Source organism: Streptomyces sp. NPDC058691 (assembly GCF_042714775.1).
Taxonomy (GTDB): Bacteria; Actinomycetota; Actinomycetes; order Streptomycetales; family Streptomycetaceae; genus Actinacidiphila.
The window spans coordinates 12,914-38,074 of record NZ_JBHXSO010000051.1 but is presented as its reverse complement, the minus strand read 5'-3'; the positions used below and the strand labels follow the sequence as shown (position 1 = coordinate 38,074).

Genomic DNA, 25,161 nt, shown 5'->3' with positions numbered 1-25,161 from the left:
GGCCGCCTACCCCACCACGCACTCAACGAGCTGGTCGTGGCCCAGCCCGCGGTCGTCGACGCCCTGGGGTGCATGGTCGCCGGCCCGCAACCGCCCCCCCGCTGTGTGGGGCTTGTCAGTCGGTCAGACGTTGGCCACGCACCAGTTGGCGAACGTCTTGAACGCCGCCTGGGTCCCCGGACCGGCTTGGCCGTCGATGGCACCGGTGTAGCCCCAGCCGTTGTTCTTCAAGAAGCGCTGCAGCGCCGACACGGTGCCGCCTCCCACGACTCCGTCGATGGCGCCGGTGTACCCGTGATAGGCCTTGAGGTGGCGCTGGAAGGCCTTCCAGCTCTCCGGGCCCAGTTCCCCGTCGATGCCGCCGGTGTAGCCCCAGGACGCCTTGAGCCAGCGCTGGACGCCCTTGGCCTGCGTGGTGTTCAGGCCGAGGTTCACCACCGCGAGCGGTGTAACCACAGGGGTCGCCGCCGACTGCGTCGAAGCCGAACCTGATGCCGCAAAGCTTGTGCTCGCGCCCGCCAGGCTCCCGGCCGCGATCCCGACCACAGCCGTGACGCTGACCAGCGACCTTGCCAGAACGTTCCTTCGCATACGGCTCTCCCTTGAGAAGGCAGACAGAGTTCCGGCACCACCGTCGATCGCATGACCCAGTCCGTGGGTCCTGCAGGTGACACCCGTGCGTGTCGCGCTAGTTCGAATCGCTGCCACGGGGCCCTGCGGCATGCCGGTCCGCTTCCCGGACCCGACGCAACAGAGGGAGCCCCCTTCAACCCGCTGCCGTGCATCAGAACAATCACATGCACACCCTCTCCCCGCGCATCAGAAGCACACACCTGTCGCAAAAGCAGGGGTAATTGGCCAGAACCGGGAGAGTCGATGCCAATGAGATCAACCACTCAACACCGCACGAAGCCACCAGCCGCCCAGGCGCGCGGGAGAGCCAGGGCGTGTATCGAAAGTGCTGGTCACAGCGCGTGCGCCATGGTGGTGAGGAGCCGCTCATAAGCGCCACGCGGTCGGGCGGCAGCCCCGGGTGGGACCTCTATCGGACTGAGATCAGCATGTCGTCCAGGCGCCAGTTGTTGTTGTCCTTGGTGGACACGGTGCAGACGTAGTCGCTGCGGATCTTGTGGCCGAGGGCGTCTGGGACGTCCACGACGCCGATCACCTTGAACTTCCACGGCTTGGTGTCGTGGAGCGTGGTGGTCTTGTCGTCCTCGTCCATCACGCTGGGGAACTCGGCTGTGTCCGGCGACTCGACGCGGTCCCTGACGAAGTCCTCGCACATCACGGCGGCGGACGTCTCATCGGGTACGCCGTTGTCGCTACCGCAGGCAGTGAGGAGTGGGGGGAGTAGGAGGGTGGCGGCGATCGCGGCGATACGGATTCGCATGCTTCCCCCTGAGGCTGTGTGCCTGAGGGAGCATCATGTGCCGGTTTGTCGCCTGGTGTCTGCCGTGTGGCGGACCCGTGACGTGCCGAAGCCCCGGCGGCGGTATGCGCGACCGGGGCCTTCGTAAGCGGCCTTCACCTGTTTTTGGGCATGGTGATCTCCCGCGAGTGTTCAGAGGCAGCCGCAGTTCGCTCCGTACAAGAGGAACCACAGGCCGAGGAAGAGTAGGACGGTCGCCGGGGTCAAGCCCGGTCGGCGAACCCGAAGCGGGCCGGGGTGTCGCGAGACAGTGATCGCGACAACGACGCCGATGAACAACACGGCGATGGCCCCTGAGGTGAGCGCGGCACTCTGCTGCCAGCTCCAGTGGACCCCTGCTGACATGACCGACCGGGAAGCGGCCAAGGAAGTCCTCTTCCGGCTGCGGCTCATGCATCCCGAGGTCACCATTGTCTGGGCTGACTCCGCCTACGCCGGACCGCTCGTGACCTGGGCGAAGAAGTACCTGAATCTCACGGTCAAAACGGTCAGCCGGCCCAGGAACGCCGTCGGCTTCGTCGTCCTCCCGCGCCGGTGGGTAGTCGAGAGGCCCCCTGGCCTGGGTCATGCACGCCCGCCGGCACACACGCGACTACGAACGCGTCGTCCAGCACTCCGAAACCCTGATCACCTGGGCCCGCGATCACCCTCATGACCAGGCGTATCACCCGACGCCAATCCCGTCGAGCCGGGCAGCCGGCCTCGCGCGAACACACCCGCGACTGACCGGGGTCCCCGTGGGGAACGCCGACCTCACCGTCCGGATTCTGCGGCTCTCGCACAGATCGGCCGATCCGTCATCGCCCCACATGCTGGACGCAAGCGCCGATCGTTCACTCCGGTCCACGGCGCAAACCGTCGATTCGGGCGAGCACGACCTCGACGTGAGGGCGAACCTGGGACCTCAGCTCGTCGCTCCACGTCTCGTCCTGGTAGTGGCAGGTGAGATACAGGTTCCGCGCGTGTTCCAGAACGGGGCGATGCCGTGGAGGAAGCTGGGCAAGAGCCCATGCGGCTGCAGCGTCCTTCGTTTTGATCTCGCCAGTGGCGAGAGTGGTCCAGATACGTGGCAGGGTCAGTAGGACATTGCGGGTGTCCCCATCCAACTCGGCCAGGAGTTCCGGGATGCCCGCGACGCTCGCCCGGACAAGGTCGCCATGCGGCACCGGGGCAAGAACCTCGGCGGGCCGCGGGCCAGTCAGCGGACGATCACCCGCCAGCGCCATCGTGATCACCAGGGCCAGGTCCGGCACAGGCCCGGGCTGGGGGATCTTGCCCTCTTCATACTCCGCTCGCAGCCACTCGCCATAAAGCAGATCGACAGTCGGCGGAAACCTCCAGGGGCGGACCTCGGACTGGACAACGACGGTGAGCTCGACCGGCCGGACTACGGAGGTCAGGCCGGAGATCTCCAAGAGGCCTTCCACCAGCGAACGCCGCTGATCATCCTTCAGGCTCCTGCGTGTCACGGCCAAGACGTCCAGGTCACTGGCCGGTGCAAGCCCCCCGAGCACGGCAGACCCGTGCAAATACACGCCGACAAGCTCGGGCCCCACCGTGTCGCGGACAAGTTCGACAGTCCGCCCAAGCTGATCCATCAGGCCAGTGTCATACACCTTCGTATGCGGCCACCACACCCGCGACGGCCTCCTGCGGCAACCCGCGCGCGGCCATCTCCCGGTCCACTGCGTCCGCCCGGCTCTGCCTGTCGCTGATCGACGTGTCGGCGCTGGGCGCCGTGGAGACCATCGCCATCGGCGGGGGCGGTGTCGGAGGGGTCGGCAACTCCCCGGGCAGCGCGGGCGGCACGAGCAGCTTCGGCGGCGTCGTGTCCGCGCCTGGCGGTGACGGCGGGTCCGCCGTCGAGATCTCCGGGGTCGCCCTGGACGCCGTGTCCGGCGTGCCGGGGCCGGGCGCCGGCATCGGGCAGTTCGCCCAGGGCGGCGGGGGAGGCGGCGGCGCGATCCGCCTGTCCGGGACGCAGGGCCTCGCGGGCGCGGGTGGTGAGAGCCGCCTCGGACACGGCGGTTACCCCCGAGCCAGCGAGGGGCCCGGCACGACCACCCGCGGCTACGGCGCGGGCGCCGGTGGCTCGCTGTCGTTCGGCGGGAACGTTGCCGGACTCGACGGCGGCAAGGGCATCGTGATCATCGAGCTGTACGGCTGATGCCCTGAGCCGGAGGCCAGAGGACCCCGCGGCCGATGTGACGGTCTGATGACCGTGCGCGGACACACCTGGCACGCCGCGTCGCAACTGGGGTCGGTACGGCCTTCGTCCTTGAGTTCGTCCCCGGTTCCCGGGGGTGCGAGTAGCAGAGCCGGAACCGATACCTGCGTGACGACCTGAAGGAGCATCATGTCGAAACGAAGAGCCGCACTTCTCGGTCCATTGGCAGCCCTCTTCGCGCTGCTGCTCACCGTCGCCCTGCCCCAGTCCGCCGGGGCGTACACGACTGCCTCCCGGGTCACCATCTCCAATAGCGGCGGTTACTGCCTCCAGGCGGACCTGGGCATCGACCACAAGAGTCCCGGCGTCCCGTTCTCGTCGTACACGGTGTGGGCCAACGCCTACGCCTTCCAATCTGACTGCCGAACCCCCCGGGTCTCCCAGGTCAGGATCCGCGTCGAGGTTGCGGGGGCGCGGGCGAACGGCGACTGGTGGGAGTGTGGGTGGAGCAACTGGACGGTCGGCACTACGGGTACGAACAGCTGGGGACCGTACGGTCCCGGCGCGAGCTATGACTACGGCAGGGACGGCACGACCTACTGCAGCGACCGATCCGGGAACTTTGTGGTCCAGGTAAGGGCCTTCGTGCAGGTCTTTCAGCCCATCCTCATCAACGGCTACAGCGGGGGCTACTGGGTCGGCGCCGGCTCGGCCAGCGTGAGTGAGCAGGTGATCCCACTCTGACCTGACCAGGCGCCGCGTACCGCCGCGGACACTGTCCTTGCCCCGTCAGGGACAGTGTCCGCGCAGGCCACGGACCTGTCCTGCCTGATGTCCGGACACCCGGCCTCTCGTGTCCGGGACAGTGTCCGGGCAGGTCTGTTCGCTGTCCGGGTGGCCGACGCGGCGCGTCGTTGGACTCGTCTGTGCCGCTGGTTCTGCGAACGCACGGATGATCGGGCAGTTGGTCGACCGGGCCCGTGCGGGTGGGTTGCACCTGACGGGCGAGGGCGGGCTGCTGCAGCAGCCGACCAAGCGGGTGCTGGAGTCCGCTCTGGAGGGCGAGATCACCGACCACCTCGGCTACGAGAAGCACGGCCCGGCCGGTGCCGGCAGAGGCAACAGCCGCAACAGCGTCCGCTCCAAGACCGTGCTGACTGACGTCGGTCCGGTGGAGATCGAGGTGTCGCGGGACCGGGAAGGCAGCTTCGAGCCGCTTCATCGATGCCATCCACGAGCGGATCCTCGAACAGACGGGGGCACGCGAGCGGTTGACCCGTAACCGCGCCCCCGCCCGGGTGCTACAGGGTCAGTGCCCGGCCGCTTCGGCGACGGCGTCGAGGTCCGACCATGCCGCGTCGGTCAAGTCGGTGCCGGCCCAGCGGGCAGCGGCCCTGACCTCGTCGGAGGAACGGAAGCCCGCGACCACTCCGGCCACGACGGGGTCGCGCAGCGGGAAGCGTACGGCGGCGTGGGGGAGCACGGTGCCGTGCCGTGTGCAGACCTCGGCAAGGCGCCGGGCGCGGTGCAGTACCGCGCCGGAGGCGGGACCGTAGTCGAAGGTGGCGTCGTCGGGAGGGGAGGGCCGGCTGAGGAGGCCCGAGTTGAACGGGGCCGCGGCGACCACCGACACACCTTGCTTCGAGCACGCATCCAGCAGCGGGCGAGCGGTGCGATCGAGGAGAGTCCACCGGCCGGCCATCATCACGGTGTCCACGTCCGCTTCGGCGACGATGCGCAGCAGTGGGGCGACGGCGTTCATGCCTACGCCGACGGCTCCGATGAGGCCTTGGTCGCGGAGGGCCACCAGCGCGGGCAGCGCCTGGTCGATGGCGGCGTCGAGGTGGTCGTCGGGGTCATGGACGTAGACGATGTCCACCCGGTCCAGGCCCAGACGGGTCAGGCTGCCCTCCAGGCTCCGCAGGACGCCGTCGCGCGAGTAGTCGGGGCGGCGGATCAGCGTGTCCGGTACGGCGAAACCGCCTGCGGCCAGGTCGGAGCCGGTGGGTGCGGGGTGGGGTTCCAGCAGACGGCCGACCTTGGTGGAGACGGTGAACTCCGCCCGGGGACGGTGGGCGAGGGCCGCGCCGAGCCGCCGTTCGGACAGTCCGAGGCCGTAGTGCGGGGCGGTGTCGTAGTAGCGCACGCCGACGTCCCAGGCGGCATCGAGCGCTGCCCGGGCATCGTCGTCGCCGATCGGCGTGTAGAGATTGCCGATGGGGGCGGCGCCGAAGCCCAGGGCACTGACGCGGACGTTCGTACGGCCGAGCCGGCGGGCGGTCACGCGGCGATCCCGTACCAGCGCGCGGCCGTCGTGCCGAAGACCGCCTCGCGTTCGCCGGGACTCAGGTCCTCTGTGAGCGTTTCGGCGACGGCCAGGACCTCGTCGTATCCGGCCGCGAGCAGGCACACCGGCCAGTCCGAGCCGTACATGAGGCGGTCGGGGCCAACCGTCGCGAGCAGTACGTCTGCGTAGGGGCGCAGAGCCCGGGCGGGGGCGGCTCCGGTCCGGGTGACCAGACCGGACAGTTTCACGGCGACGTTGGGGCAGTCGGCCAGATCGGTCAGCAGCGAGGTCCACGGTGTGAGGCCGTCGGTACCGACGACCGGATTGCCGGCGTGGTCCAGTACGAAGCGGACGTCGGGCAGCTCTCGTACGGTTCGGACGGCAGCGGGCAGTTGGTCGGGCCGGACGAGCAGGTCGTAGACGAGGCCCGCGGATCCGACCGCCTCGATGCCGCGGCGGACCTCGGGACGCGCCGACCAGTCCGGATCGGCCTCGTCCTGGATGCCGTGCCGGATGCCGACGAGCGCGGATCCTCCGGGCAGCTCGCGCAGTCGCGCGAGGCGGTCGGCGATCCCGGGGTCGGTCAGGCTCGTCCAGCCGACGACGGCTCGGACGTGGCTGTCCTCGGAGGCGAGGGCGAGCAGTTCGGGGGTCTCCTCGGCGACGGCGATGGTCTGTACGAGAACCGTGGCGTCGATCGCGTTCCGGTCGAGCGCCGGCCGCAGTTCGGCGGCGGTGAAGGTCCGGCGCAGGGCGGGCAGGTCCCGGGTCCACGGCTGGTCCCGCACCGCGAGGTCCCACAGATGGTGATGAGCGTCGATGCGCACCGTTCGGTCCTTCGGGTCGATGGACGGATGTCGGGAGGGCGTCGGGCCCTCCCCCACCGTCCCGGGTGGGGGAGGGCCCGGACTTCGCGGGCGGCGGCGAGGGCGTGGCGCGGGATACGTGCCGTCAGTCGAGGTGGAAGATCTCCTCGGCGGAGGCCCACCACTGCCCCTCGGCCACGCTGTCCAGCGGCTGCTGGCACGGGTCGGTCAACGCCCACCAGTCGCGGGAGACCGGGTCGGCGGCGATCACCGCGGTGTCGGCGGCGTAATCCGTCCCCGTGTACTCCAGGTAACTGAACAGCAGGTCGTCGCGGAGGAAGATGGAGTAGTTGCCGATATTGGCCCTTTTGAGGGCCGCGAGCACGCCCGGCCACGCGGCGGCGTGCAGTTCGCGGTACTCCCGCTCCTTCTCGGGCCGCAACCGGATCACGGCGGCGAAGCGCTGCATCCCGCTCAGCCCTCCTTCCGCAGGCGCAGCCCGTCCATGCCGCCGTCCACGGCCAAGAAGGTGCCCGTCGTGGAGGCGGCGGCCGGGGAAGCCAGATAGGCGACGGCGGCGGCGACCTCGTCGGCGCTGACCAGGCGGCCGTGCGGCTGCCGGGCCGCCAGCGCTGCATGTTCGGCCGCCGGGTCGTCCGCCCGGTCCAGTAGACGGCTGACCCACGGGGTGTCGGCGGTGCCGGGGTTGACGGCGTTGACCCGGATGCCCTCCGGCAGCAGGTCGGCAGCCATCGCGCGGGTCAGTGACAGCACCGCGCCCTTGCTGGCCGAGTACAGCGCCCGCTGCGGCAGCCCGGCGGTCGCCGCGATCGAGCTGACGTTGACGACCGCCGCGTGGGCGGAGGCCCGCAGTGCGGGCAGCGCGGCCCGAGTGACGCGCACCAGCCCGAGGACGTTGATGTCCAGGACGCGGTGCCACTCCTCGTCACCGTTGTCCTCGATGCCGCCTTGTGCGCCGATGCCGGCGTTGTTGACCAGCACGTCCAGTCCGCCGAGGGCCGAGACGGCCTCCCCGACACCGGCCACGACCGAAGGGTCATCGCCGATGTCCGCCCGGACGTGGGCGGCGAAGCCCTCGGGCGCTGCCGCGGCCAGATCGAGCACGGCAACCCGCGCACCCTCGGCGGCGAGCAACCGGGCGGTGGCCAGGCCGATGCCGGAGGCACCGCCGGTGACCAGGGCGCTGAGCCCGTCGAAAGTACCCATGTCAGGCCTGCCCGAATATCTGCCGCTGGCGGCCGAGGCCGTCGATCTCCACGTCCACGGTGTCTCCCGCTCGTAGATAGGGCCGGCCTGGCCGGCCCATGGCGACGCCCGAGGGAGTGCCGGTGTTGATCACATCGCCGGGACGAAGCACCATGAAGTGACTCAGATACCGGATCAGGTAGTGCACGCCGAAGATCATGTCGGAGGTGTTGCTGTCCTGGCGGGGCTCGCCGTTGACCGACAGCCGCAGTCCGAGCGCCTGCGGGTCGGGTACTTCGTCCGCGGTGAGCAGCCAGGGGCCGAACGGATTGAACGTCTCGCAGTTTTTTCCCTTGTCCCACTGGCCGCCGCGTTCGAGCTGGAACTCGCGCTCGGACACGTCGTTGCTGATCGCGTAGCCGGCCACACATGTGGCGGCAGCGGCCTCGTCGGGCAGGTAACGCGCCTCGCGGCCGATGACGACGGCGAGTTCGACCTCGTAGTCGGTCTTCACGGAGCGGCGGGGGATCAGGACCCGGTCGTCGGGACCGACCACGGTGTCCGGGGTCTTGAGAAAGACGATCGGCTCCTCGGGGACGACGGCGCCGGTCTCCGCCGCGTGCGCCCGGTAGTTCAGCCCGATGCAGACGATCTTCCCGATTCCGCTCAGTGGCGGTCCGAACCGCTCGGGCGTCCCGACGACCGGCAGTGCGTCGACGTCGACGCCGTCCAGGACCGTGGGGAGCGTGTCGGGCGTCAGGTCACCGACGACGGGGTACAGGTCGTGCCACACCCCGTCGGCTGCGGATATCAGGGGGCGTTCGGCTCCTGCCGTGCCGTGCCGTGCCAGTCTCATGGTGGTCTCTCTCACGTGCGTGCGCTCGGAAATCGCGCCGCGTGGGGCACCGACGGGCCGGACGGCCCCGCGCTCCGATCGCGGCTCGCGCCGGACTGCGGGTCCTGATGGCAGCCACGTCGGACGCCCATCCCGGCGTCGGCCTGCTCTCCATCGCAACGGATCTGCTTCATCCGACATGAAGGACCATAAAGATCGGATCCCTTCCATGCAATAGTTCCGACTTGATGCCCCTTTTATGACACTAAGGGGGGCTTTTGTGTCGGGAGTCAACGGAGTTTCCCCCAGACTCTTTCCAGTTCGTAACGCGGATGTCATAGTTGCTCCTGCCGATGAACCTGATTCATTTGAAGTTGCATGAGGAGGATTAAGCTGTGGCAGCTCAATCGCACGTTCCTGGCGAAGGGGATGACGACGCGTCACGTCGCTACCGGCCGGGTTACGAGCTGGTCGCCGAGCAGCTGCTGAACTACATCGCCGAGCAGGACCTGCGATCCGGGGACCGGCTGCCCACTGAACAGGGCCTGGCGCACATCCTGGGCGCCTCCCGCAACGTCACACGTGAGGCCGTGAAGGTCCTGGCGGCCATCGGCCGGCTGAGTGTGCGGCGTGGCGCCGGCATCTTCGTCGCCGAGTCGACCGGGGGGCCGGCGGACGACGAGCTCTCGCACTTCCGGCCGACGAGCATGGAACACGTCCTGATGCTTCTGGACTACCGGACGGTGATCGAGTCGGAGACGGCACGCCGTGCGGCCTCCCTCGCCACGCCGATCGAGGTCCGGGCCATCCGGGAGAGCGCCGAGACATCACTGCGGGCGGCCCAGGCGGCCGACGGACACGCCTTCGCCAGGGCCGACACGGAGTTCCACGACGCGGTGGGTGCCGCCGCACACAATGTGTTCTTGAGATCGAGCGTCGCCAACGTGCGGCGTTTCGCGTCACAGTCCGACGTGCTGCTCTTCCATGGCGACGCTCCCGGGTCGCTGGAAGTGGCCGCACAACAGCACCTCGCCATAGCTGAGGCGGTCGCCGCGGGGGAGGCCGATCTCGCCAGGGAGCTGATGGTGGAACATATCGCCACCACTCAGAGCCAGTTCGAACGAAAGATCCGTGACCGGCTGTTCAATCTCGACGGCCGCGGAGCCCCCAAGGTGCCGGTGCAGCCGTCGAGGAGCACCAGTGCCGCGGAGGAGCCACCGTCCCAGGAGACGTCCGCCTCGTAGATCCGGCATCACGCCGGTGCACGGGCGCGCGGATCGAGCCACCCAACGCCGGAGGAACCCGGAGGACGACCGGGTTCCCAGACGTCACTTCATTCAGGCGATTGGATTTCCGTGTCTGTACCGTCTGCTCGCAATCGAATATCTGTACCGCTCCGAAGAGTGGTGGTAGCCGCACTCTCCCTGGCCGTGGTGACGGCGCCCCTGGCCGCCGTGCCGGCCCAGGCGTCCCCGTCGAACGGGTCGGGTCTGAACGTCTACGTCTCGCCTACCGGCCGGGACTCCGGTTCCGGCACCGCCAAGCATCCGTTCAAGACGCTGGAACACGCGCGGGACTACGTGCGTGACGTCAAGAAAAAGGCCACCGGCGACGTCCACGTGCGGCTGATGTCCGGTACCTACCGGCTGAGCCGTACCTTCAGCCTCACCGCCCAGGACTCGGGCAGCGACCGGCACCGGATCATCTACGAGGCAGCACCTGGGGCGCACCCGGTGATCAGTGGCGGCACGCAGGTCACCGGCTGGACCCCGGCCGACGCGTCGGGGCAGGTCTACAAGGCCAAGGTCGGCGACATCGACACCCGCCAGCTCTACGTGAACGGCGAGCTGGAGACCCGGGCGCGCGGCGAGAAGAACCCGCCCGGCTTCAGCAAGACGTCCACCGGCTACACCTTCACCGACACCAGCCTCAGCGACTACAAGCGTCCCTCGGACCTGGAGGTCGTCAGCAGCTGGGGCTGGAAGCTCATGCGCTGCCCCGTGCAGTCGATCTCCGGCAACACGATGACGATGCAGCAGCCCTGCTGGCACAACGCCAACCTTCAGCAGGGCCAGGAGATCACCAACCCGACCTGGCTGGAAAACGCCCGCGAACTGCTGGACACCCCCGGCGAGTGGTACCTGGACAAGGGCGAGGGCGAGATCTACTACATGCCCAGGGCCGGCCAGGACCTGTCCACCGCGACCGTCACGGTGCCGCGTGTGCAGGACCTCGTCGACCTCAACGGCACCAGGGCCAAGCCGGTCACCGATGTGTCCTTCGAGGGCATCACCTTCTCCTACTCCACCTGGCTCGCCCCCAGTTCGTCCGACGGCCTCATCGAGGGCCAGGCGGGCTTCCGGATGGTCGGCACCGGCAACCCCGACTTCGACTCCACCCGGCTGAAGTGGCAGAAGACGCCCGGCGCGGTCAACGTCAGCCACGGTCACGATGTCGCCTTCCGGGGCAACACCTTCACCCACCTCGGCGCTGTCGGTCTCAATCTGAACACCGGCACCCAGGGCACCGACGTCACGGGCAACGTCTTCCGCCAGGTCGCCGCCACCGGCATCCAGATCGGCGGCACCGACGTGATCGACGCCCACCCCGACGACCCGCGTGACATCACCAAGGACACCACGGTCGACAACAACGTGGTCACCAAGGTCGCCGACCAGTACAACGGCTCGGTCGGCATCCTGGCGGGCTACACCGACCACACGGTGATCACCCACAACAAGGTCTACGACCTGCCCTACAGCGGCATCTCCGTCGGCTGGGGCTGGGGTCTGACCGACAAGGGCGGCGACACCAACTACCCCGGCAACTCCGGTGTACCGATCTGGGACACCGACACCACCAGCCGGGACAACAAGGTCACCGACAACGACATCTCCGACATCATGAAGTCGCAGGCCGACGGTGGCGCCATCTACACCCTCAGCACCAACCCCGGCGGCGTGGTCTCCGGCAACTACATCCACGGCGTTCCGGCCCCGGCCTACGGTGCCGTCTACCACGACGAGGGCAGCCGCTACTGGCGGAACACCGGCAATGCCTTCTGCGACGTGGCATACCAGTGGCTGCTGATGAACCACGGCATGGACATCACGGCCACCGGCAACTTCACGACCCAGCCCAAATTCAGCACCCAGGCCAACAGCACGGGTGACACCGTGACCGGCAACACCACCGTCGGCTCGTGCGACCAGCTCCCGGCCTCGATCGTGAACAACGCCGGCCTCCAGCCGCGCTACCGTCACCTCGACCCGGGACCGGCCGTCACCGACCACCAGGCGCCCACCGCGCCCGGTACTCCGGCCGCGGTCACCGACTTCCCGACCGTGGCGGACCTCAACTGGCCGGCGTCCTCCGACGAAACGGGCGTCACCGGTTACGCCGTCTACCGTGACGGCACGCTTGTCAGCGCCTCCGGAAAGACCTCGGTGCGCTTGTCCGGCCTGACGGCCGGCAAGACCTACAGCTTCCGGATCACCGCCCGTGACGCGGCAGGCAACGAGTCCAAGCCGAGCCCCGCACTCGAGGTCACCATGCCCTCGGGCTCCGACCTGGCCCTGAAGAAGCCGGTCACCTACTCGTCGTACTCCGAGGACAACACCCCTCAGAAGGCGGTGGACGGCGACCTGTCCACCCGCTGGGCCCAGGGCCTCGGCCTGCCCGACCCGTCCTGGATCCAGGTGGACCTCGGTGCCTCGTACGACGTGAACGGCGCGATCACCACCTTCGAGAAGAGCAGCGGCTACGAGTACCGCATCCAGGTGTCGCCGGACGAAGTCCACTGGCAGACACTGGAGGACCACACCTCCGCGAACACCACGGAGATGACGAACTACTTCCACACCGCGAACCCTGTCGCCGGCCGCTTCGTGCGGCTGACGGTCACCGGTTCCAGCGGCAACGGCGGCAGCATCTACGACTTCCAGGTCTACGGCACCCCCAGGGCGCCCAGTTCCGATCAGACGCCTCCCGCGGCCCCCGGACAGCCCACCGTCAAGCCGCTGCTGCCCAGCCTGGTGGACCTCAGCTGGCCGGCCGCGACCGATGACACCGGCGTGACCACCTACGTCGTCTACCAGGACGGCAAGCGGATCGCCGTCACCGACGCCACGACCCTGCGGGTCTCCGGTCTGACCCCGGAAAAGGAGTACTCCTTCACCGTCGTCGCCCGCGACGCCGCGCTGAACACCTCCGACCCCGGCCACGCGGCTGTCGTCACCATGCCGGCCGACCACGACCTGGCGCAGAACAAGCCGGTCATCGCTTCGTCCTACTCGGATGACCACACCCCTCAGAAGGCGGTGGACGGCGACCTGTCCACCCGCTGGGCGCAGGGCCTGGGTCTGCCCGACCCGTCGTGGATCCAGGTCGACCTGGGCCAGGACACCGAGGTCTCCAGCGTGGTGACCACCTTCGAGCTGCCCGGCGGCTACAAGTACCTGCTCGAGTACTCCGCCGACGGAGTCACGTGGTCCACGTTCGAGGACCACACCTCCGCGAACACCGTCGCGAAGGCCAACTACTCGTTCGCCGACACGCCCGTCACCGCCCGCTACCTGCGGCTGACCGTCACGGGATCCAGCTGGAACGGCGGCAGCATCTACGAGCTCCAGGCGTACGGCGACTTCTGACCGGTACACGCCTCTGGGGCCGGCCCGCTCACACAGAAATGACACCAGGATGAAGATCACCCATGTCGAAGTACACCGGATCGAAGTTCCGGCGGCCAGCCCGCCCTTCCGCTGGCGGGACGGACTGAGCGGAAGCGCTCCGGTGGGCGACGGCGCGGTGCTGCTCATAGGCACCGACGAGGGAGCCGAGGGGGTGGCTCTGTTCGCCCGGCCGGGAGCCTATGCCACCTTGCGGGACCTGGTGGAGCGGGTCTTCCGCGACGAACTGGTCGGAGCCGACCCGTTCCAGCGGGAATGGCTGTGGCACCGGGTGTGGGAGCTGGACCGTATCCACGAACTCCCGCTCCCCACCCTGGGCCTCATCGACACCGCCCTGTGGGACCTGGCCGGCCGGTACCACGGCCAGCCGGTCTGGCGCCTGCTCGGCGGCTTTCGGGAGGCGATCCCCGCCTACGCCTCCACCTCGACGTTCTCCAGCATCGCGGAGTTCCTCGACGTGGCGGACCAGTGCCTGGAACTCGGCTACCGCGGTATCAAGCTGCACGCCTGGGGCGACGCCCGCCGTGACGCCGAGCTGTGTCTGGCGCTGCGCGAACACGTCGGTCCGTCGATCCCCCTCATGTACGACGGGTCGGCCGGTTTCGACCTGCCCGACGCGATCCGCCTGGGGCGGGCGCTCTCCGACGCCGACTACCTCTGGTACGAGGAGCCGATGCGTGAGTTCAGCATCTCCGCGTACCAGCGGCTGGCAGCGGCCGTGGACGTTCCGCTGCTGGTGGCCGAGACCTCCGACGGCGCGCACATGAACTCCGCGGACTTCATCCGGGCCGGTGCCGCCACCTTCGGGGTGCGGGCCGGCACCACCCTCCGGGGCGGCATCACCGGTGCCATGCGCACCGCACACCTCGCCGACGCCTACCGGCTTCGTGCCGAGGTGCACGGTTCGGACATCCCGAACCACCATCTGTGCATGGCGATTTCCAACACCACCTACTACGAGTCCCTGGTGACCGCGGCGACTGTCGTCCGCGAGCGCCACGTGGACGACCAGGGCTTGGTGCACGCCCCCACGGGGCCGGGCATCGCCCTCCCGCTCGACTTCGGCTACGGCAGCGAACTGCTGCCCTTCGTCGAGCAGCCGCGCTGACCGGGCGGTGGCCGTCCGCCCGGACGGCCACCGCACCCGGCGCCCCCCATCAGGCGCGTTACTTGTCCCACGCAAGAAACCAGAAAGGCAAGACGATGAGGTCTTCCGGATCTCCCAGAGTCGGCCGACGCCGCGCAGTGCTGCGCGCTGCGGGGGCCGCGCTCTCCTTGGCCATGGCGGCTGTGCTGGCCGGTTGTGCCAGCGCCGACACCTCCACCGATTCGTCCTCCTCGGGTTCGGCGTTCAAGCCGGTCGCGCAGAAGGACGGCTCGCAGATCACGGTGTGGGCGGACTCGACCCGGCTGCCGTCGGTGCAGGCGTACCAGAAGTCGCACCCGGACGTGAAGATGAACATCGTCACGTACGACGGCAGCGCCGACGGATCCACCTATCTGCAGACGAAGGTGCAGCTGTTCGACCGGACCGGCAGCGGCTGGCCGGACGTCGTGTTCGGCTCACCCACCGACGTGACCTGGGCGTCCGAGCCCACAAAGCCCGGCGCCCAGCCGTTCGCCGCACCCCTGGACGACAAGCTCGTACCGCAGAGCACCCTGGACGGGTTCGCCAAGGGCTCCCTCACGCCCTGCCAGTTCAACGGCCACACCTACTGCCTGCGCAACGACATCGCTCAGGTCGTCCTCTGGTACAACAAGAGCCTCATGGACAAATGGGGATACAAGGTCCCCACTACCTGGGAGGACTACGAGGCCCTGGGCAAGCGGGTCGCCAAGGACCACCCCGGCTACCTCGTCGGCTCGGTCGGCGACACCAACTCCCACGAGTCGTACTTCTGGTCCGGCCAGTGCCCGGCGTTCAGTCTGACGAAGCCGGACACCCTGCGCAGCGACCTGCAGGACCCGAACTGCACCAGGATGGCGACGCTGCTGGACGGGCTGATCTCCGCAAAGGCCGTCACCACCAAGGGCTTCTTCAGCCAGGGCTTCGCCAAGGACAGCGGCGGCAAGGTCCTCATGGCGTACGGCCCGTCCTGGTACGGCCAGTACCTCTTCAAGGCCGCTTTCAAGACCCCGGCCAAGCAGGTCGCCGCGGCGTCCCCGCTGACCTGGAAGGGTGAGACCACGGCCGCCACCGGCAACGTCGGCGGCGGTGTGTGGATGGTGTCCTCGCACAGCGCCAACCTCAAGGCGTCGACGGACCTGACCACCTGGCTGACCACCTCCGACGAGAACCAGGCCTCCGCGCCCACCTACCCGGCCTACACCAAGGCCGCGGACGCCTGGCTGGCGAACCCGGTCAACAGCGACTACTTCGCCAACGACGTGAGCAAGCCCTTCCAGGAGGCCGCCAACGAGGTCTGGACCGGCTGGTCGAACACCAAGTTCTCGGACGCCACGGCCTGGTCCAGCGTCGTACTGCCGGCCCTGACCTCCGGCAAGAGCCTGACCTCGACCCTGCCGGCCTGGCAGCAGGAGATCAGCAACGAGGCGAAGGCCCAGGGATACCAGGTGGTCAGCCAATGACCTTGCTGGAGACCGAGCGCGTCGCCGTCTCCCCCCTCCGCCGCGGCACCAAGCCGCGGCGGAGGGGCCGCGGTCTCGCGGGTTACCTCTTCGTCGCCGGATACGCGGTGCTGCTGCTCGCGTTCGGCGTCTTCCCCACCGGCTACTCGTTCTACCTGGCGCTCACCAACGACCGGGGTCAGTTCACCGGATTCAACCAGTTCGTGAAGGTCGCCCAGGACTATCGCTTCGTCCCGGCCTTCACCCACATGCTGATCTACCTGGTCCTCTGGCTGGTCGCACTCGTCGTCCTGGTCGTCCTGGTCGCAGTGGTCCTGCGCAGCCGGGTGCGCCCGGGCACATCGGCGCTCTTCCGCTTCCTCTACTACATCCCCGGCGCCCTGGCCGGGGTGGCCAGCGTCCTGGTCTGGCTGTTCATGCTGGATCCGGACGTCAGCCCGGTGTCCTGGTTGCTCAAGAGCATGGGGATGCAGACCTTCGCGGCCGTGCTGGCCCCCGGCAACCTGCCGCTGATCCTCATGCTGATCGCCTTCTGGACCGGCGCCGGCGGCTGGATGGTCGTGATGTACGGAGCGCTGAACAACATCCCGGACGAGGTGCTGGAAGCCGCCAAGATGGACGGCGCGGGGCCTTGGCGTACCGCCTGGCACATCCAGATCCCGATGATCCGGCAGTGGATCGCGTACATGACGATCATGGCCTTCGCGACCGGCACCCAGCTGTTCGTCGAGCCCCAGCTGCTCCAGACCGCCAGCCTCGGCCGGGTGAGCCCCACCTGGTCGCCCAACCAGCTGGCCTACGTCTTCGCCTTCCAGCAGGGCGACTTCAACGGGGCCGCCGCCATCTCCGTCTTCCTGCTGGCGCTGGGACTTCTGGCCGCCGGTCTGCTGGTCGCCCGATCGAACCTGTTCAAGTTGGACGAGAAATGACTCAATCCACTTTCCCCTCGTCAGCGGCGGGCCGGCGCTTCCCCTCTTCCCGGACCGTCTCCTTCCTGGTGGTGGGCCTACTGCTCGCCGTGCTGCTGGTGTTCTTCGTGCTGCCGGTGATCTGGCTGCTGCTCGCGCCGTCGAAGACCGCCGGCCAGGTGGTGCAGGACAACCCGTTCTCCTTCGGCTCGTTCCAGCAGATCGGCGCCGCCTGGCGGCACCTGTTCGGCTTCCAGGACGGCGCCATGGTCACGTGGCTGCGCAACTCGGCGATCTATTCCGGTGGGTCGCTCGTACTGACGCTGGCCGTCAGCGTGCCGGCCGGCTACGCGCTGGCCCTGACGAAGTTCCGCGGACGCAAGACGCTGCTCATGATCACCCTGGTCACGATGATCATGCCGCAGGCGACCCTGGTGCTGCCGGTCTTCCTGGAACTCAACCGCTTCCACCTGATCGGCACCATCTGGTCCGTGATCCTGCCCTTCTCCTTCTATCCGTTCGGCGTGTACCTGGTGTACATCTACTTCGGGAGCAGCCTGCCCAGGGACCTGCTGTCGGCCGCGCGGATCGACGGCTGTACGGAATGGCAGCTCTTCTCGCGTATCGCACTACCGCTGGCGAAACCGGTGATCGGGCTGGTCGCGTTCTTCAGCTTCGTGGGCAACTGGAACAACTTCTTCCTGCCGTTCCTCGTCCTGCCGAACAGCGACCAATTCCCCGTCCAGGTAGGCCTGAACCAACTGCTGACCTCCACTCCGTCGTTCAACCCGGTTGCCGGTGCCGGCCTGAACATCACCATTCCGGAACTGGCCCTGGCAATCATCGTCGCCATCCTGCCCGTTCTGGTGCTCTTCCTGTTCTCGCAGCGAACCCTGGTGTCCGGGATGCTTGCCGGAGCGACCAAGGAATGACCGCCATGCGCGTCGCACTGTTCCCCACCTGCGTCAACGACGCCGTTCAGCCGGCAACGGCGATCGCCACCGTCACCGTCCTGGAACGGCTCGGCATCGAGGTGGACTTCCCCTTCGAGCAGACCTGCTGCGGTCAGCCGCAGTACAACACCGGCTACCGCCGGGAGACCGAGCCGCTGGTGCGCCGCATGGCCCAGGCGTTCGACGGATACGACCACGTGGTGGCCCCGTCGGGCTCCTGCGTGGCCATGGTCCGGGACAACTACCCCCGGCTCGGCGCCCGCGCCGCCGCCGAGGGGCGGGGGGACGAACTCGCCGACCTGGCCCGTTCCCTGGCCGACCGGGTCCACGAGTTGACCGAGTTCCTCGTCGACGTGCTGGGAGTGACGGACGTCGGTGCGTACTTCCCCCACACCGTCACGTACCACCCGTCCTGTCACGGACTGCGGGTGCTGAGGCTGGGCGACCGGCCCAGGCGGCTGCTGGAGGCGGTCGAGGGCCTGGACCTGGTGGAACTCCCCGGCGCGGAGGAGTGCTGCGGCTTCGGTGGCACCTTCGCGGTGAAGAACTCCGACGTCTCCGCAGCCATGGGCGCCGACAAGATCCGCAACGCCGAGGCCACCGGCGCCCGCGTGCTGTGCGGCGCCGACAACTCCTGCCTCATGCACCTGGACGGGATGCTGCGCCGCCGGGGCAGTGACATGCGCCCGCTGCACCTCGCCGAGATCCTCGCCTCCACCCGGACGGAACCCCTGCGATGACCGGTACGTACCTGGGGATGCCCGCTTTCCCCCGCGCGGCAGCCGACGCCACCCGAGACTCCCGTTTGCGGACGAACCTGACCCGGGCCACCGGCACCATCCGCGGCAAGCGCGAGCGGGCCGTCGCCGAGCTGGGCGATTGGGCACAGCTGCGCGCCGCCGGAGCGGCGATCAAGGACCGGACGCTACGCCATCTGGACCACTACCTGGAACAGATGGAGGCGGCGGTCACCCGGGCCGGCGGCGTGGTGCACTGGGCGGCCGACGCCGCCGAGGCCAACCGGATCGTCGCCGACCTGGTCAAAGCGACCGGTGAGACCGAAGTCGTCAAGGTCAAGTCCATGGCCACCCAGGAGATCGGCCTCAACGAAGCGCTGGCCGCCGAAGGCATCACCGCCTACGAGACCGACCTCGCCGAACTGATCGTGCAGCTGGGAGACGACCGTCCCTCTCACATCCTGGTCCCCGCGATCCACAAGAACCGCGCCGAGATCCGGGACATCTTCAGCGAGACCATGAGCCAGTGGGGGCGCGCGGCGCCCGAGGGGCTGACCGACGACCCCGCCGAACTGGCCGAGGCCGCCCGCCTGCACCTGCGCGAGAAGTTCCTGCGCGCCAAGGTGGCCGTATCCGGCGGGAACTTCATGGTCGCCGAAACCGGCACGGTGGTCGTGGTGGAGTCCGAAGGCAACGGCCGGATGTGCCTGACCCTGCCCGAAACACTGATCTCCGTTGTGGGCATCGAGAAAACCGTGCCCACCTGGCAGGACCTGGAAGTCTTCCTCCAGACCCTGCCCCGCTCCTCCACCGCCGAGCGGATGAACCCGTACACCTCGATGTGGACCGGCACCACCGACGGCGACGGACCCAGGGAGTTCCACCTGGTCCTGCTCGACAACGGCCGCACGGACACCCTGGCCGACACCACCGGCCGACAGGCACTGCGCTGCATCCGCTGCTCGGCCTGCCTCAACGTCTGCCCGGTCTACGAACGCGCCGGCGGCCACGCCTACGGCTCGCCCTACCCCGGCCCCATCGGCGCCATCCTGACCCCCCAACTGCGTGGCACCACCACCGAACTGGACGCCTCCCTGCCCTACGCCTCCTCCCTGTGCGGCGCCTGCTACGAGGTCTGCCCTGTCGCCATCGACATCCCGGAAGTCCTCGTCCACCTTCGCGAACGGGTGGCGGCGCAGGGCGGTGCCGGCCACCGGCTGGAGAAGGCGGCCATACGCGCCGCGGGCTGGGTCCTCGACCGTCCCGCCGTTCTCGCCGCGGCCGAGCGAGCCGCCTCCCGTACCAGACGGCTGCATCCCCGCCGCCTGCCCGGACCCGGCAGCGGTGCCTGGAGCGAGCACCGCGATCTGCCCCGTATGCCCGCCGCGCCCTTCCGCGACTGGTGGCGCGCCAACCGAACGCCCAAGGAGCGCCCATGAGCAGCCGTGACGTGGTGCTCGGCCGCATCCGCGCCGCCCTGAGCGACATCCCCGGCCAGGAGCGGCCGGAGGACGTCCCCGTGGCCCGCGACTACCTGGCCACACACGCCACGGACGACCCCGTTGAGCTGCTGGACGTGCTCCAGGACCGTCTCACCGAGTACCGCGCCACCGTGCACCGGTGCGGCACCGCCGCACTTCCCGAGACGGTTGCCGCGGTGCTGGCCCGGCGGGGCGCGCGTACCGTGATCGTCCCCGAGGGACTGCCGGAGGAGTGGCTCACCGGGGCTGCGTTCACACGGCTCACCGACACCCCGCCACTGAGCCCGCGGGCCTGCGACGAGGCGGACAGCGTGGTGACCGGATGCGCCCTGGCCATCGCCGAGACGGGCACGATCGTGCTGGACGGCGGGCCGGGGCAGGGCCGCCGTGCGCTGAGCCTGATCCCCGACCATCACCTGTGCGTGGTGCGCGCTCCGGAGCAGGTAGTCGCCTCGGTGCCGGCCGCCGTGGCGAGGCTGCACCCCACCCGTCCACTCACCTGGATCTCCGGTCCTTCGGCCACCAGCGACATCGAACTCGAACGTGTCGAGGGCGTCCACGGCCCCCGCACGTTGGACGTCGTCCTCGTCCACGCCTGAGCCCTACCGGCGACGTGAACCCTCGCTCAACAACACCTGGAGCAGCCTTGAAAGCCGAGCCCGGCCGCATCACCTGGCCGCCGCCCGATCTCGCCGTACCACCGGTACAGCTGCCACCGACCGCTCCTGCCATCGGCGCCGACGGCACGCGCCATTACGACGGCCTCAGCTACGCCACCAACTCCGGATACCGGCCGCGCCTGCTCGACCTGTCCGTGCCACCCGCGGCGGCCGAACCCCCCGCCGTGGTGGTGTGGATTCACGGTGGTGCCTGGATGGAAGGCGACCGCCGATACCCGCCGCCGACCGTGAGCGCGGACCTTCTGTTCGGCTCCCTGCTGCGGGCCGGACTGGCCGTCGCCACCATCGACTACCGACACGCCCGCGAAGCCCCGTTCCCGGCTCAGTTGCACGACGTCAAAGCGGCCATCCGCTACCTGCGCCACTACGCCGCGCCGCTCGGGATCGACGGGATGCGGATCGGCGTATGGGGCGAGTCGGCCGGCGGTCACCTGGCCGCGCTCGCGGGACTGACCGGCGCGGGCAACCCCTCGCTCGAAGGCACGGAGGGCATCGCGGACGGCGACACGACGGTCGCGGCTGTCGTGGACTGGTACGGGATCACCGATGTAGGGGAGCTGCTGCCGGACAAGCACGGCCCCGACGACCCCTTCGTGACCTTCCTGGGCGGCGACCCGGCCGACCGTCCGCGCCTCGCGGCAGCGGCCAGCCCGGTCAGCTACGCGCGGTCACCGGCGCCGCCCTTCCTCCTGGTGCACGGGACCCACGACACGCTCGTCCCCTTCGAACAGAGCGAGCGCCTGGCCGGACTCCTACGGGCCGCCGGCAACACTGCGGAGGTCGTGGCAGTACCGGACGCCGAGCACATCTTCCTCAACGCCGATGTCGCACCGCTCGTCGCCCGAAGCGTCACCTTCCTGGCCCAACACCTGCGCCGTCCCACGACCGACTGAGCCGGTTCGCCGGCTTCCGAAGTACGGCCGCCGCAACCGCCGACGGCCGTTGGGGACCGGCAGCAGACCACGGGAACTGACCGCCCTTCGTGACCCCACCGGGTCTGTCCATTGAACGGTGTAACTCGGGGCGTGTGGGTTATCGGCGGCCGGCGGTGAGTCGGCCGTCGAAGGCGATGTCGAATGCCTGGAGTGCGGGTTTCCAGCGCATCGTCCAGCGTTTGCGGCCGGCGCCGGTGGGGTCCAGGCTCATGACGGCCATGTAGACGCACTTGAGCGCGGCAGCTTCGTTCGGGAAGTGTCCGCGGGCACGGACGGCCTTCCGTATGCGGGCGTTGACCGACTCGATGGCGTTGGTGGTGCAGACGACGCGGCGGATCTCGGTGTCGAACTGAAGGAACGGTACGAACTCGGCCCAGGAGTTCTCCCAGAGCCGCACGATCGCTGGATACTTGGCGCCCCATTGCTCCTGGAAGTCGAGGAAGCGGTCCTCGGCGGCTTTCGCGGTCGGTGCGGTGTAGATGGGCTTGAGCGCACGAGAGATCTTGTCCCAGTCCTGCCGGCCCGCATAGCGGAACGAGGCCCGGATCAGGTGGACGACGCAGGTCTGGGTGACCGCCTGCGGCCAGACGGTGCCGATCGCGTCGGGCAGCCCTTTGAGTCCGTCGCAGACGACCATGCACACGTCCTCGACGCCGCGGTTCTTGATCTCGGTCAGGACCTGGAGCCAGTACTTGGCTCCTTCGCCGCCATCGCCGGCCCACAAACCAAGGATGTCGCGGGTCCGTCGACGGTGACCGCAAGTGCGACGTAGATCGGGCGGTTGGCGACCTGCCCGTCGCGGACCTTCACGTGCACGCAGTCGATGAAGATCACCGGGTAGACCGGGTCCAGCGGCCGGTTCTGCCATTGTGGTCATCGCAAGGAGTGAATATCGGACACTTCTTGACGTTCCAGCAGAAATGGAGGCGCGTGTACTCGACAGGAGGAGTCATCTGGGATGCGGTGAAGTTGGCTGCCTAGCTCAGATGATCGAGGATGGCGTTGATCCCAACGGCGCGACTGCGACCTCGGTATTCGTTAGGGGGTCCGACTTCAAGGATGCGGCGCTACATGGCACTGTGATCGATCCGTGTGGGAGATGCAAAAAGACGCTCGGACGTTTCGGTGCGAATTGGACACCTCAGGATGGTTAAAGTAGCGTCATTTAGTGCGGAGTCGATGGAGGAGCCGACGCGCTCAGCGCTTGTCGCTGCCGGCTGGTTTCCCGGTCGCTTCGTCGACATGTCCGCGACGGCTCAACAGTTTGAGCAATGGGGGGCGACGATGCATCCGCTCGCCAGAAGTATTCTTGAGCAGCTCGGTGGGCTTTTGGTTGGGCCGTTCGTGGAAGAGGGTGTAAACTATTCTGTGGAGCCGTTTGTTTTCGACCCTGTCAAGACGGCGGAAATGAATATCGTCGATGAGTTGAACGAATGTTTTGGTGGCCCGTTTTTCCCGGTCGCCCTGATGTACGTGAACGGCATCTATGTTTCCGCGTCCGGACTGACGGTCTGCTCTCTCCAATACGAGAATTGGGAGCTCGGTTGGAGCTTCGGTGAAGCTTTGGAGCGCCTGGTGTGCGCAGAGGGGGAAATTCGGAGATTCGATCGACCTTGATGTTGCCTTCTGGGATCTTTCGCTGCTGTGGATCTCTGCTGTCCGCCGTGTACCTGCGGACAAGTACAGAGTGAGTCAGAAATGTTCATAGCGGGTAGGGGTTGGCGTGTCCGCAAGTGTGGTGGCCACTTGCGTGTTCGGGCAGGCGGCTGCTTCGCGGAAACTAGGGCATTGTGTTCGAGGTCGTCGACCGCCAGGTGCCAGCGCGTCTTCACCGTCACCCGGTTCACCAGGTATCCGCACCGAGCGGCCGCGGTCGGCAGCAGCCACTCCGGACATCCTGATGATTTGGACCGGTTGGAACGTACGGTGACGGCGACCGGAGCCCGTGGTTCGTCGAGGTCGTTGGCATAAGCCTGGCGTTGAGCGGGGGTCCATTGGGAGGCTCCGACTGGCGGGGAGCGTCATTCCAAGCACGCGATATTCGGAGGGCTTCGGCGTCAGTGAACCGTAGGGTGAGTGCGCCAAGGCAGCCTGGTAGCAGGGGAGAAGCGTGCGGTCTGAGGAACATGTGGGGTGGGAGCGGGACTTCCCGGTCCGGTATCTCCTGGTGCGGGAGGACATCGGGGGTGAGGAGGAGGGCGTGCTGTGGGGGCGGTGCGCGGAGGTCGAGGGCCTGTTCATGGACGCGCCTCCGCTGCCGCGAGAGGTCCTGACGCTGCGCGGCTGCCCGCGCGAGAGCCTGCTGGTCCAGGCCATGGCGGCCAGCGCCGAACCGGTGCGGCTGCTGGGGGACGGAATGCTCTCGATCGTGCCTGTGGATCCCTCGAACGACGGGCCGTCCCGCTTCTGGGACCTGGAGGACACGGCTGTCCTGGCCCAGTGGCCCACGCCGGGCGATCCCGGGCGCGTGGACATCGTCGTGGGCACCGGCGTCAGGGAGGACGACTTCTGGGGCGGCAAGCGGCTGCCTTCGAGCCCGCGGTTCGACCTGTGGTTCCCCTCGATCCGGGGGGACAGCCCATCGGGCGGTTGCCGTTCCATTGACGGCCTGCTCACCCCGCGCCCGCAGCGACCCACCCAGCCCGTGCACCTGATCGGCTGCGAACCCGCCGCACCGCTTCTGGCCCTGCTGTGTCGTCCCCTTCCGCAGGAGGGCGACCCGATCACGCTCTGGCGCCTCGATCGCCACGGCCGGACGATGACCGGGTACCACCTCGACCTGGACACCGTCGAGGCACGCCCATCCGTCCTCGGCGGAGCCCTGATCGACGTCACGGTCACCGACCCCGGTGACGACCGCCCCACCCTGGCCGCCCGCGCAGTCTGGGAGATCTGGTCCGACGGTGTTCCCACGCGGCCCAACCAGTGGGCACAGTTCGATGCCGAGGGCCGATCCGAGTGGCTGGACCTCACCCGCGTCGGCCCGTACGGGCTGCAGGGCCTCTCCGGCGGGACGTACCACCTGGACGGACAGCACGTCACCGACAGGACCGGCTTGCTCCTGGCACTCGGCGAAGCCGTGCTCGGCCCTGGCGCCCACTACGGCAGAGACCTGGACTCGGTGCAGGACTACCTGTGCAGCGGGCCCTCCGTCGTCCCCCCGTTCACCCTCGTGTGGCACCACGCTGCCATCGCCCGCCACGCCCTCGCCGGAGACGTCCTGGCCCACCGCAGCGGCCTGTCCTACTTCGAGGAGACCGTGAACCTCCTGCGCGAGTACGGCGTCACCGTCGTGCTCCAGTGAGGGAGGCGACGGACAATCCCGGACCCCTTGAAGACGGCGCCTGACCTGGAGAAGGAACGGAGTGGGGCAACGGCCAGGTCATCAGGGCCCGTCGTATCGTCTCCTGGTGCCCGGCTGGTGCTACGGGCTTCGAGGTAGGCGGTCCAGTCGGTG

Annotated in this window: 22 protein-coding genes and 3 pseudogenes; 16 read left to right on the top strand and 9 right to left on the bottom strand. The window is 68.5% G+C overall.

The annotated features are described in order from the left end of the window. Nucleotides 1–123: 123 nt before the first annotated feature. Both ACFWVC_RS29640 and ACFWVC_RS29635 read right to left on the bottom strand, forming a co-directional pair. Complete coding sequence (locus ACFWVC_RS29640; RefSeq protein ID WP_384293760.1) at nt 124–456, bottom strand: peptidoglycan-binding protein; 333 nt, start codon at nt 454–456, stop codon at nt 124–126. A 586-nt stretch (nt 457–1,042) separates the two neighbouring features. Beyond that, a complete protein-coding gene (locus tag ACFWVC_RS29635; protein ID WP_384293757.1) occupies nt 1,043–1,393 on the bottom strand; it encodes a hypothetical protein in 351 nt (116 codons plus the stop codon). A gap of 370 nt (nt 1,394–1,763) precedes the next feature. Here ACFWVC_RS29635 and ACFWVC_RS29630 point away from each other — a divergent pair. Next, nucleotides 1,764–2,104, top strand: a pseudogene (locus tag ACFWVC_RS29630) (transposase); the annotation flags it as partial. A gap of 161 nt (nt 2,105–2,265) precedes the next feature. On the opposite strand, the gene ACFWVC_RS29625 reads toward ACFWVC_RS29630, so the two are convergent. Further along, nucleotides 2,266–3,030 (bottom strand): aminoglycoside adenylyltransferase family protein, encoded by a 765-nt coding sequence (locus tag ACFWVC_RS29625; protein WP_384293754.1) that lies wholly within the window; start codon nt 3,028–3,030, stop codon nt 2,266–2,268. Nucleotides 3,031–3,152: 122 nt separating this feature from the next. Between ACFWVC_RS29625 and ACFWVC_RS29620 the strand changes: the two genes are divergently transcribed. The 3 genes and pseudogenes from ACFWVC_RS29620 to ACFWVC_RS29610 form a co-directional block, all read left to right on the top strand. Then, entirely contained in the window at nt 3,153–3,599 is a 447-nt protein-coding gene (locus ACFWVC_RS29620; protein WP_384293751.1) for a hypothetical protein, read from the top strand. A 189-nt stretch (nt 3,600–3,788) separates the two neighbouring features. After that, nucleotides 3,789–4,343, top strand: a complete 555-nt coding sequence (locus ACFWVC_RS29615) for a hypothetical protein (RefSeq protein ID WP_384293749.1) — start codon at nt 3,789–3,791, stop codon at nt 4,341–4,343. A gap of 208 nt (nt 4,344–4,551) precedes the next feature. Beyond that, nucleotides 4,552–4,815, top strand: a pseudogene (locus ACFWVC_RS29610) (transposase); the annotation flags it as partial. 93 nt (nt 4,816–4,908) lie between these two features. Here ACFWVC_RS29610 and ACFWVC_RS29605 read toward each other — a convergent pair. The 5 genes from ACFWVC_RS29605 to ACFWVC_RS29585 form a co-directional block, all read right to left on the bottom strand. After that, nucleotides 4,909–5,883, bottom strand: a complete 975-nt coding sequence (locus ACFWVC_RS29605) for an aldo/keto reductase (RefSeq protein ID WP_384293746.1) — start codon at nt 5,881–5,883, stop codon at nt 4,909–4,911. Continuing rightward, nucleotides 5,880–6,713, bottom strand: coding sequence for an amidohydrolase family protein (locus tag ACFWVC_RS29600; protein WP_384293743.1), 834 nt, complete (start codon nt 6,711–6,713; stop codon nt 5,880–5,882). Before ACFWVC_RS29600 ends, ACFWVC_RS29605 begins: the two co-directional genes overlap by 4 nt. A 124-nt stretch (nt 6,714–6,837) precedes the next feature. Next, nucleotides 6,838–7,161, bottom strand: a complete 324-nt coding sequence (locus tag ACFWVC_RS29595) for an L-rhamnose mutarotase (RefSeq protein ID WP_384293741.1) — start codon at nt 7,159–7,161, stop codon at nt 6,838–6,840. 5 nt (nt 7,162–7,166) lie between these two features. After that, nucleotides 7,167–7,919, bottom strand: coding sequence for an SDR family NAD(P)-dependent oxidoreductase (locus ACFWVC_RS29590; RefSeq protein WP_384293738.1), 753 nt, complete (start codon nt 7,917–7,919; stop codon nt 7,167–7,169). A 1-nt stretch (nt 7,920) separates the two neighbouring features. Continuing rightward, entirely contained in the window at nt 7,921–8,754 is an 834-nt protein-coding gene (locus tag ACFWVC_RS29585; protein WP_384293736.1) for a fumarylacetoacetate hydrolase family protein, read from the bottom strand. Between the two features lie 374 nt (nt 8,755–9,128). Between ACFWVC_RS29585 and ACFWVC_RS29580 the strand changes: the two genes are divergently transcribed. The 10 genes from ACFWVC_RS29580 (at nt 9,129) to ACFWVC_RS29535 (ending at nt 21,662) form a co-directional block, all read left to right on the top strand. Continuing rightward, nucleotides 9,129–9,977, top strand: coding sequence for a FadR/GntR family transcriptional regulator (locus ACFWVC_RS29580; RefSeq protein ID WP_384293733.1), 849 nt, complete (start codon nt 9,129–9,131; stop codon nt 9,975–9,977). Nucleotides 9,978–10,361: 384 nt separating this feature from the next. Continuing rightward, complete coding sequence (locus ACFWVC_RS29575; RefSeq protein ID WP_384293813.1) at nt 10,362–13,382, top strand: discoidin domain-containing protein; 3,021 nt, start codon at nt 10,362–10,364, stop codon at nt 13,380–13,382. 49 nt (nt 13,383–13,431) lie between these two features. Then, entirely contained in the window at nt 13,432–14,529 is a 1,098-nt protein-coding gene (locus tag ACFWVC_RS29570) for an enolase C-terminal domain-like protein (protein WP_384293730.1), read from the top strand. Between the two features lie 95 nt (nt 14,530–14,624). After that, entirely contained in the window at nt 14,625–16,010 is a 1,386-nt protein-coding gene (locus ACFWVC_RS29565) for an ABC transporter substrate-binding protein (protein WP_384293728.1), read from the top strand. After that, entirely contained in the window at nt 16,007–16,939 is a 933-nt protein-coding gene (locus tag ACFWVC_RS29560) for a carbohydrate ABC transporter permease (RefSeq protein WP_384293726.1), read from the top strand. The genes ACFWVC_RS29565 and ACFWVC_RS29560 overlap by 4 nt, the downstream gene beginning before the upstream one ends. Further along, nucleotides 16,936–17,850: a carbohydrate ABC transporter permease gene (locus ACFWVC_RS29555; RefSeq protein WP_384293722.1), complete on the top strand. Its 915-nt coding sequence runs from the start codon at nt 16,936–16,938 to the stop codon at nt 17,848–17,850. Before ACFWVC_RS29560 ends, ACFWVC_RS29555 begins: the two co-directional genes overlap by 4 nt. Before the next feature lie 5 nt (nt 17,851–17,855). Beyond that, nucleotides 17,856–18,611, top strand: a complete 756-nt coding sequence (locus ACFWVC_RS29550; RefSeq protein ID WP_384293718.1) for a (Fe-S)-binding protein — start codon at nt 17,856–17,858, stop codon at nt 18,609–18,611. Continuing rightward, nucleotides 18,608–20,047, top strand: coding sequence for a lactate utilization protein B (locus ACFWVC_RS29545; protein WP_384293714.1), 1,440 nt, complete (start codon nt 18,608–18,610; stop codon nt 20,045–20,047). Before ACFWVC_RS29550 ends, ACFWVC_RS29545 begins: the two co-directional genes overlap by 4 nt. Continuing rightward, nucleotides 20,044–20,688, top strand: a complete 645-nt coding sequence (locus tag ACFWVC_RS29540; RefSeq protein ID WP_384293710.1) for a lactate utilization protein C — start codon at nt 20,044–20,046, stop codon at nt 20,686–20,688. The genes ACFWVC_RS29545 and ACFWVC_RS29540 overlap by 4 nt, the downstream gene beginning before the upstream one ends. 47 nt (nt 20,689–20,735) lie before the next feature. Beyond that, on the top strand, nt 20,736–21,662 hold the full coding sequence (locus tag ACFWVC_RS29535; RefSeq protein ID WP_384293707.1) for an alpha/beta hydrolase fold domain-containing protein: 927 nt from the start codon (nt 20,736–20,738) through the stop codon (nt 21,660–21,662). A gap of 139 nt (nt 21,663–21,801) precedes the next feature. Here ACFWVC_RS29535 and ACFWVC_RS29530 read toward each other — a convergent pair. Then, a pseudogene (locus tag ACFWVC_RS29530) lies at nt 21,802–22,571 on the bottom strand (IS256 family transposase); the annotation flags it as partial. A 312-nt stretch (nt 22,572–22,883) separates the two neighbouring features. Here ACFWVC_RS29530 and ACFWVC_RS29525 point away from each other — a divergent pair. Together ACFWVC_RS29525 and ACFWVC_RS29520 are read left to right on the top strand one after the other, a co-directional pair. Further along, entirely contained in the window at nt 22,884–23,321 is a 438-nt protein-coding gene (locus ACFWVC_RS29525) for an SUKH-3 domain-containing protein (RefSeq protein WP_384293702.1), read from the top strand. A 493-nt stretch (nt 23,322–23,814) separates the two neighbouring features. Next, complete coding sequence (locus tag ACFWVC_RS29520; protein ID WP_384293699.1) at nt 23,815–25,008, top strand: barstar family protein; 1,194 nt, start codon at nt 23,815–23,817, stop codon at nt 25,006–25,008. Nucleotides 25,009–25,161: the final 153 nt, after the last annotated feature.

What these genes read in the sequence shown, in the direction of transcription:
- ACFWVC_RS29635 (WP_384293757.1), bottom strand. Translation starts at nt 1,393, where the DNA reads ATGCGAATCCGTATCGCCGCGATCGCCGCCACCCTCCTACTCCCCCCA.
- ACFWVC_RS29625 (WP_384293754.1), bottom strand. Translation starts at nt 3,030, where the DNA reads ATGGATCAGCTTGGGCGGACTGTCGAACTTGTCCGCGACACGGTGGGG.
- ACFWVC_RS29615 (WP_384293749.1), top strand. Translation starts at nt 3,789, where the DNA reads ATGTCGAAACGAAGAGCCGCACTTCTCGGTCCATTGGCAGCCCTCTTC.
- ACFWVC_RS29595 (WP_384293741.1), bottom strand. Translation starts at nt 7,161, where the DNA reads ATGCAGCGCTTCGCCGCCGTGATCCGGTTGCGGCCCGAGAAGGAGCGG.
- ACFWVC_RS29590 (WP_384293738.1), bottom strand. Translation starts at nt 7,919, where the DNA reads ATGGGTACTTTCGACGGGCTCAGCGCCCTGGTCACCGGCGGTGCCTCC.
- ACFWVC_RS29585 (WP_384293736.1), bottom strand. Translation starts at nt 8,754, where the DNA reads ATGAGACTGGCACGGCACGGCACGGCAGGAGCCGAACGCCCCCTGATA.
- ACFWVC_RS29575 (WP_384293813.1), top strand. Translation starts at nt 10,362, where the DNA reads ATGTCCGGTACCTACCGGCTGAGCCGTACCTTCAGCCTCACCGCCCAG.
- ACFWVC_RS29570 (WP_384293730.1), top strand. Translation starts at nt 13,432, where the DNA reads ATGAAGATCACCCATGTCGAAGTACACCGGATCGAAGTTCCGGCGGCC.
- ACFWVC_RS29565 (WP_384293728.1), top strand. Translation starts at nt 14,625, where the DNA reads ATGAGGTCTTCCGGATCTCCCAGAGTCGGCCGACGCCGCGCAGTGCTG.
- ACFWVC_RS29560 (WP_384293726.1), top strand. Translation starts at nt 16,007, where the DNA reads ATGACCTTGCTGGAGACCGAGCGCGTCGCCGTCTCCCCCCTCCGCCGC.
- ACFWVC_RS29555 (WP_384293722.1), top strand. Translation starts at nt 16,936, where the DNA reads ATGACTCAATCCACTTTCCCCTCGTCAGCGGCGGGCCGGCGCTTCCCC.
- ACFWVC_RS29550 (WP_384293718.1), top strand. Translation starts at nt 17,856, where the DNA reads ATGCGCGTCGCACTGTTCCCCACCTGCGTCAACGACGCCGTTCAGCCG.
- ACFWVC_RS29545 (WP_384293714.1), top strand. Translation starts at nt 18,608, where the DNA reads ATGACCGGTACGTACCTGGGGATGCCCGCTTTCCCCCGCGCGGCAGCC.
- ACFWVC_RS29540 (WP_384293710.1), top strand. Translation starts at nt 20,044, where the DNA reads ATGAGCAGCCGTGACGTGGTGCTCGGCCGCATCCGCGCCGCCCTGAGC.
- ACFWVC_RS29525 (WP_384293702.1), top strand. Translation starts at nt 22,884, where the DNA reads ATGGAGGAGCCGACGCGCTCAGCGCTTGTCGCTGCCGGCTGGTTTCCC.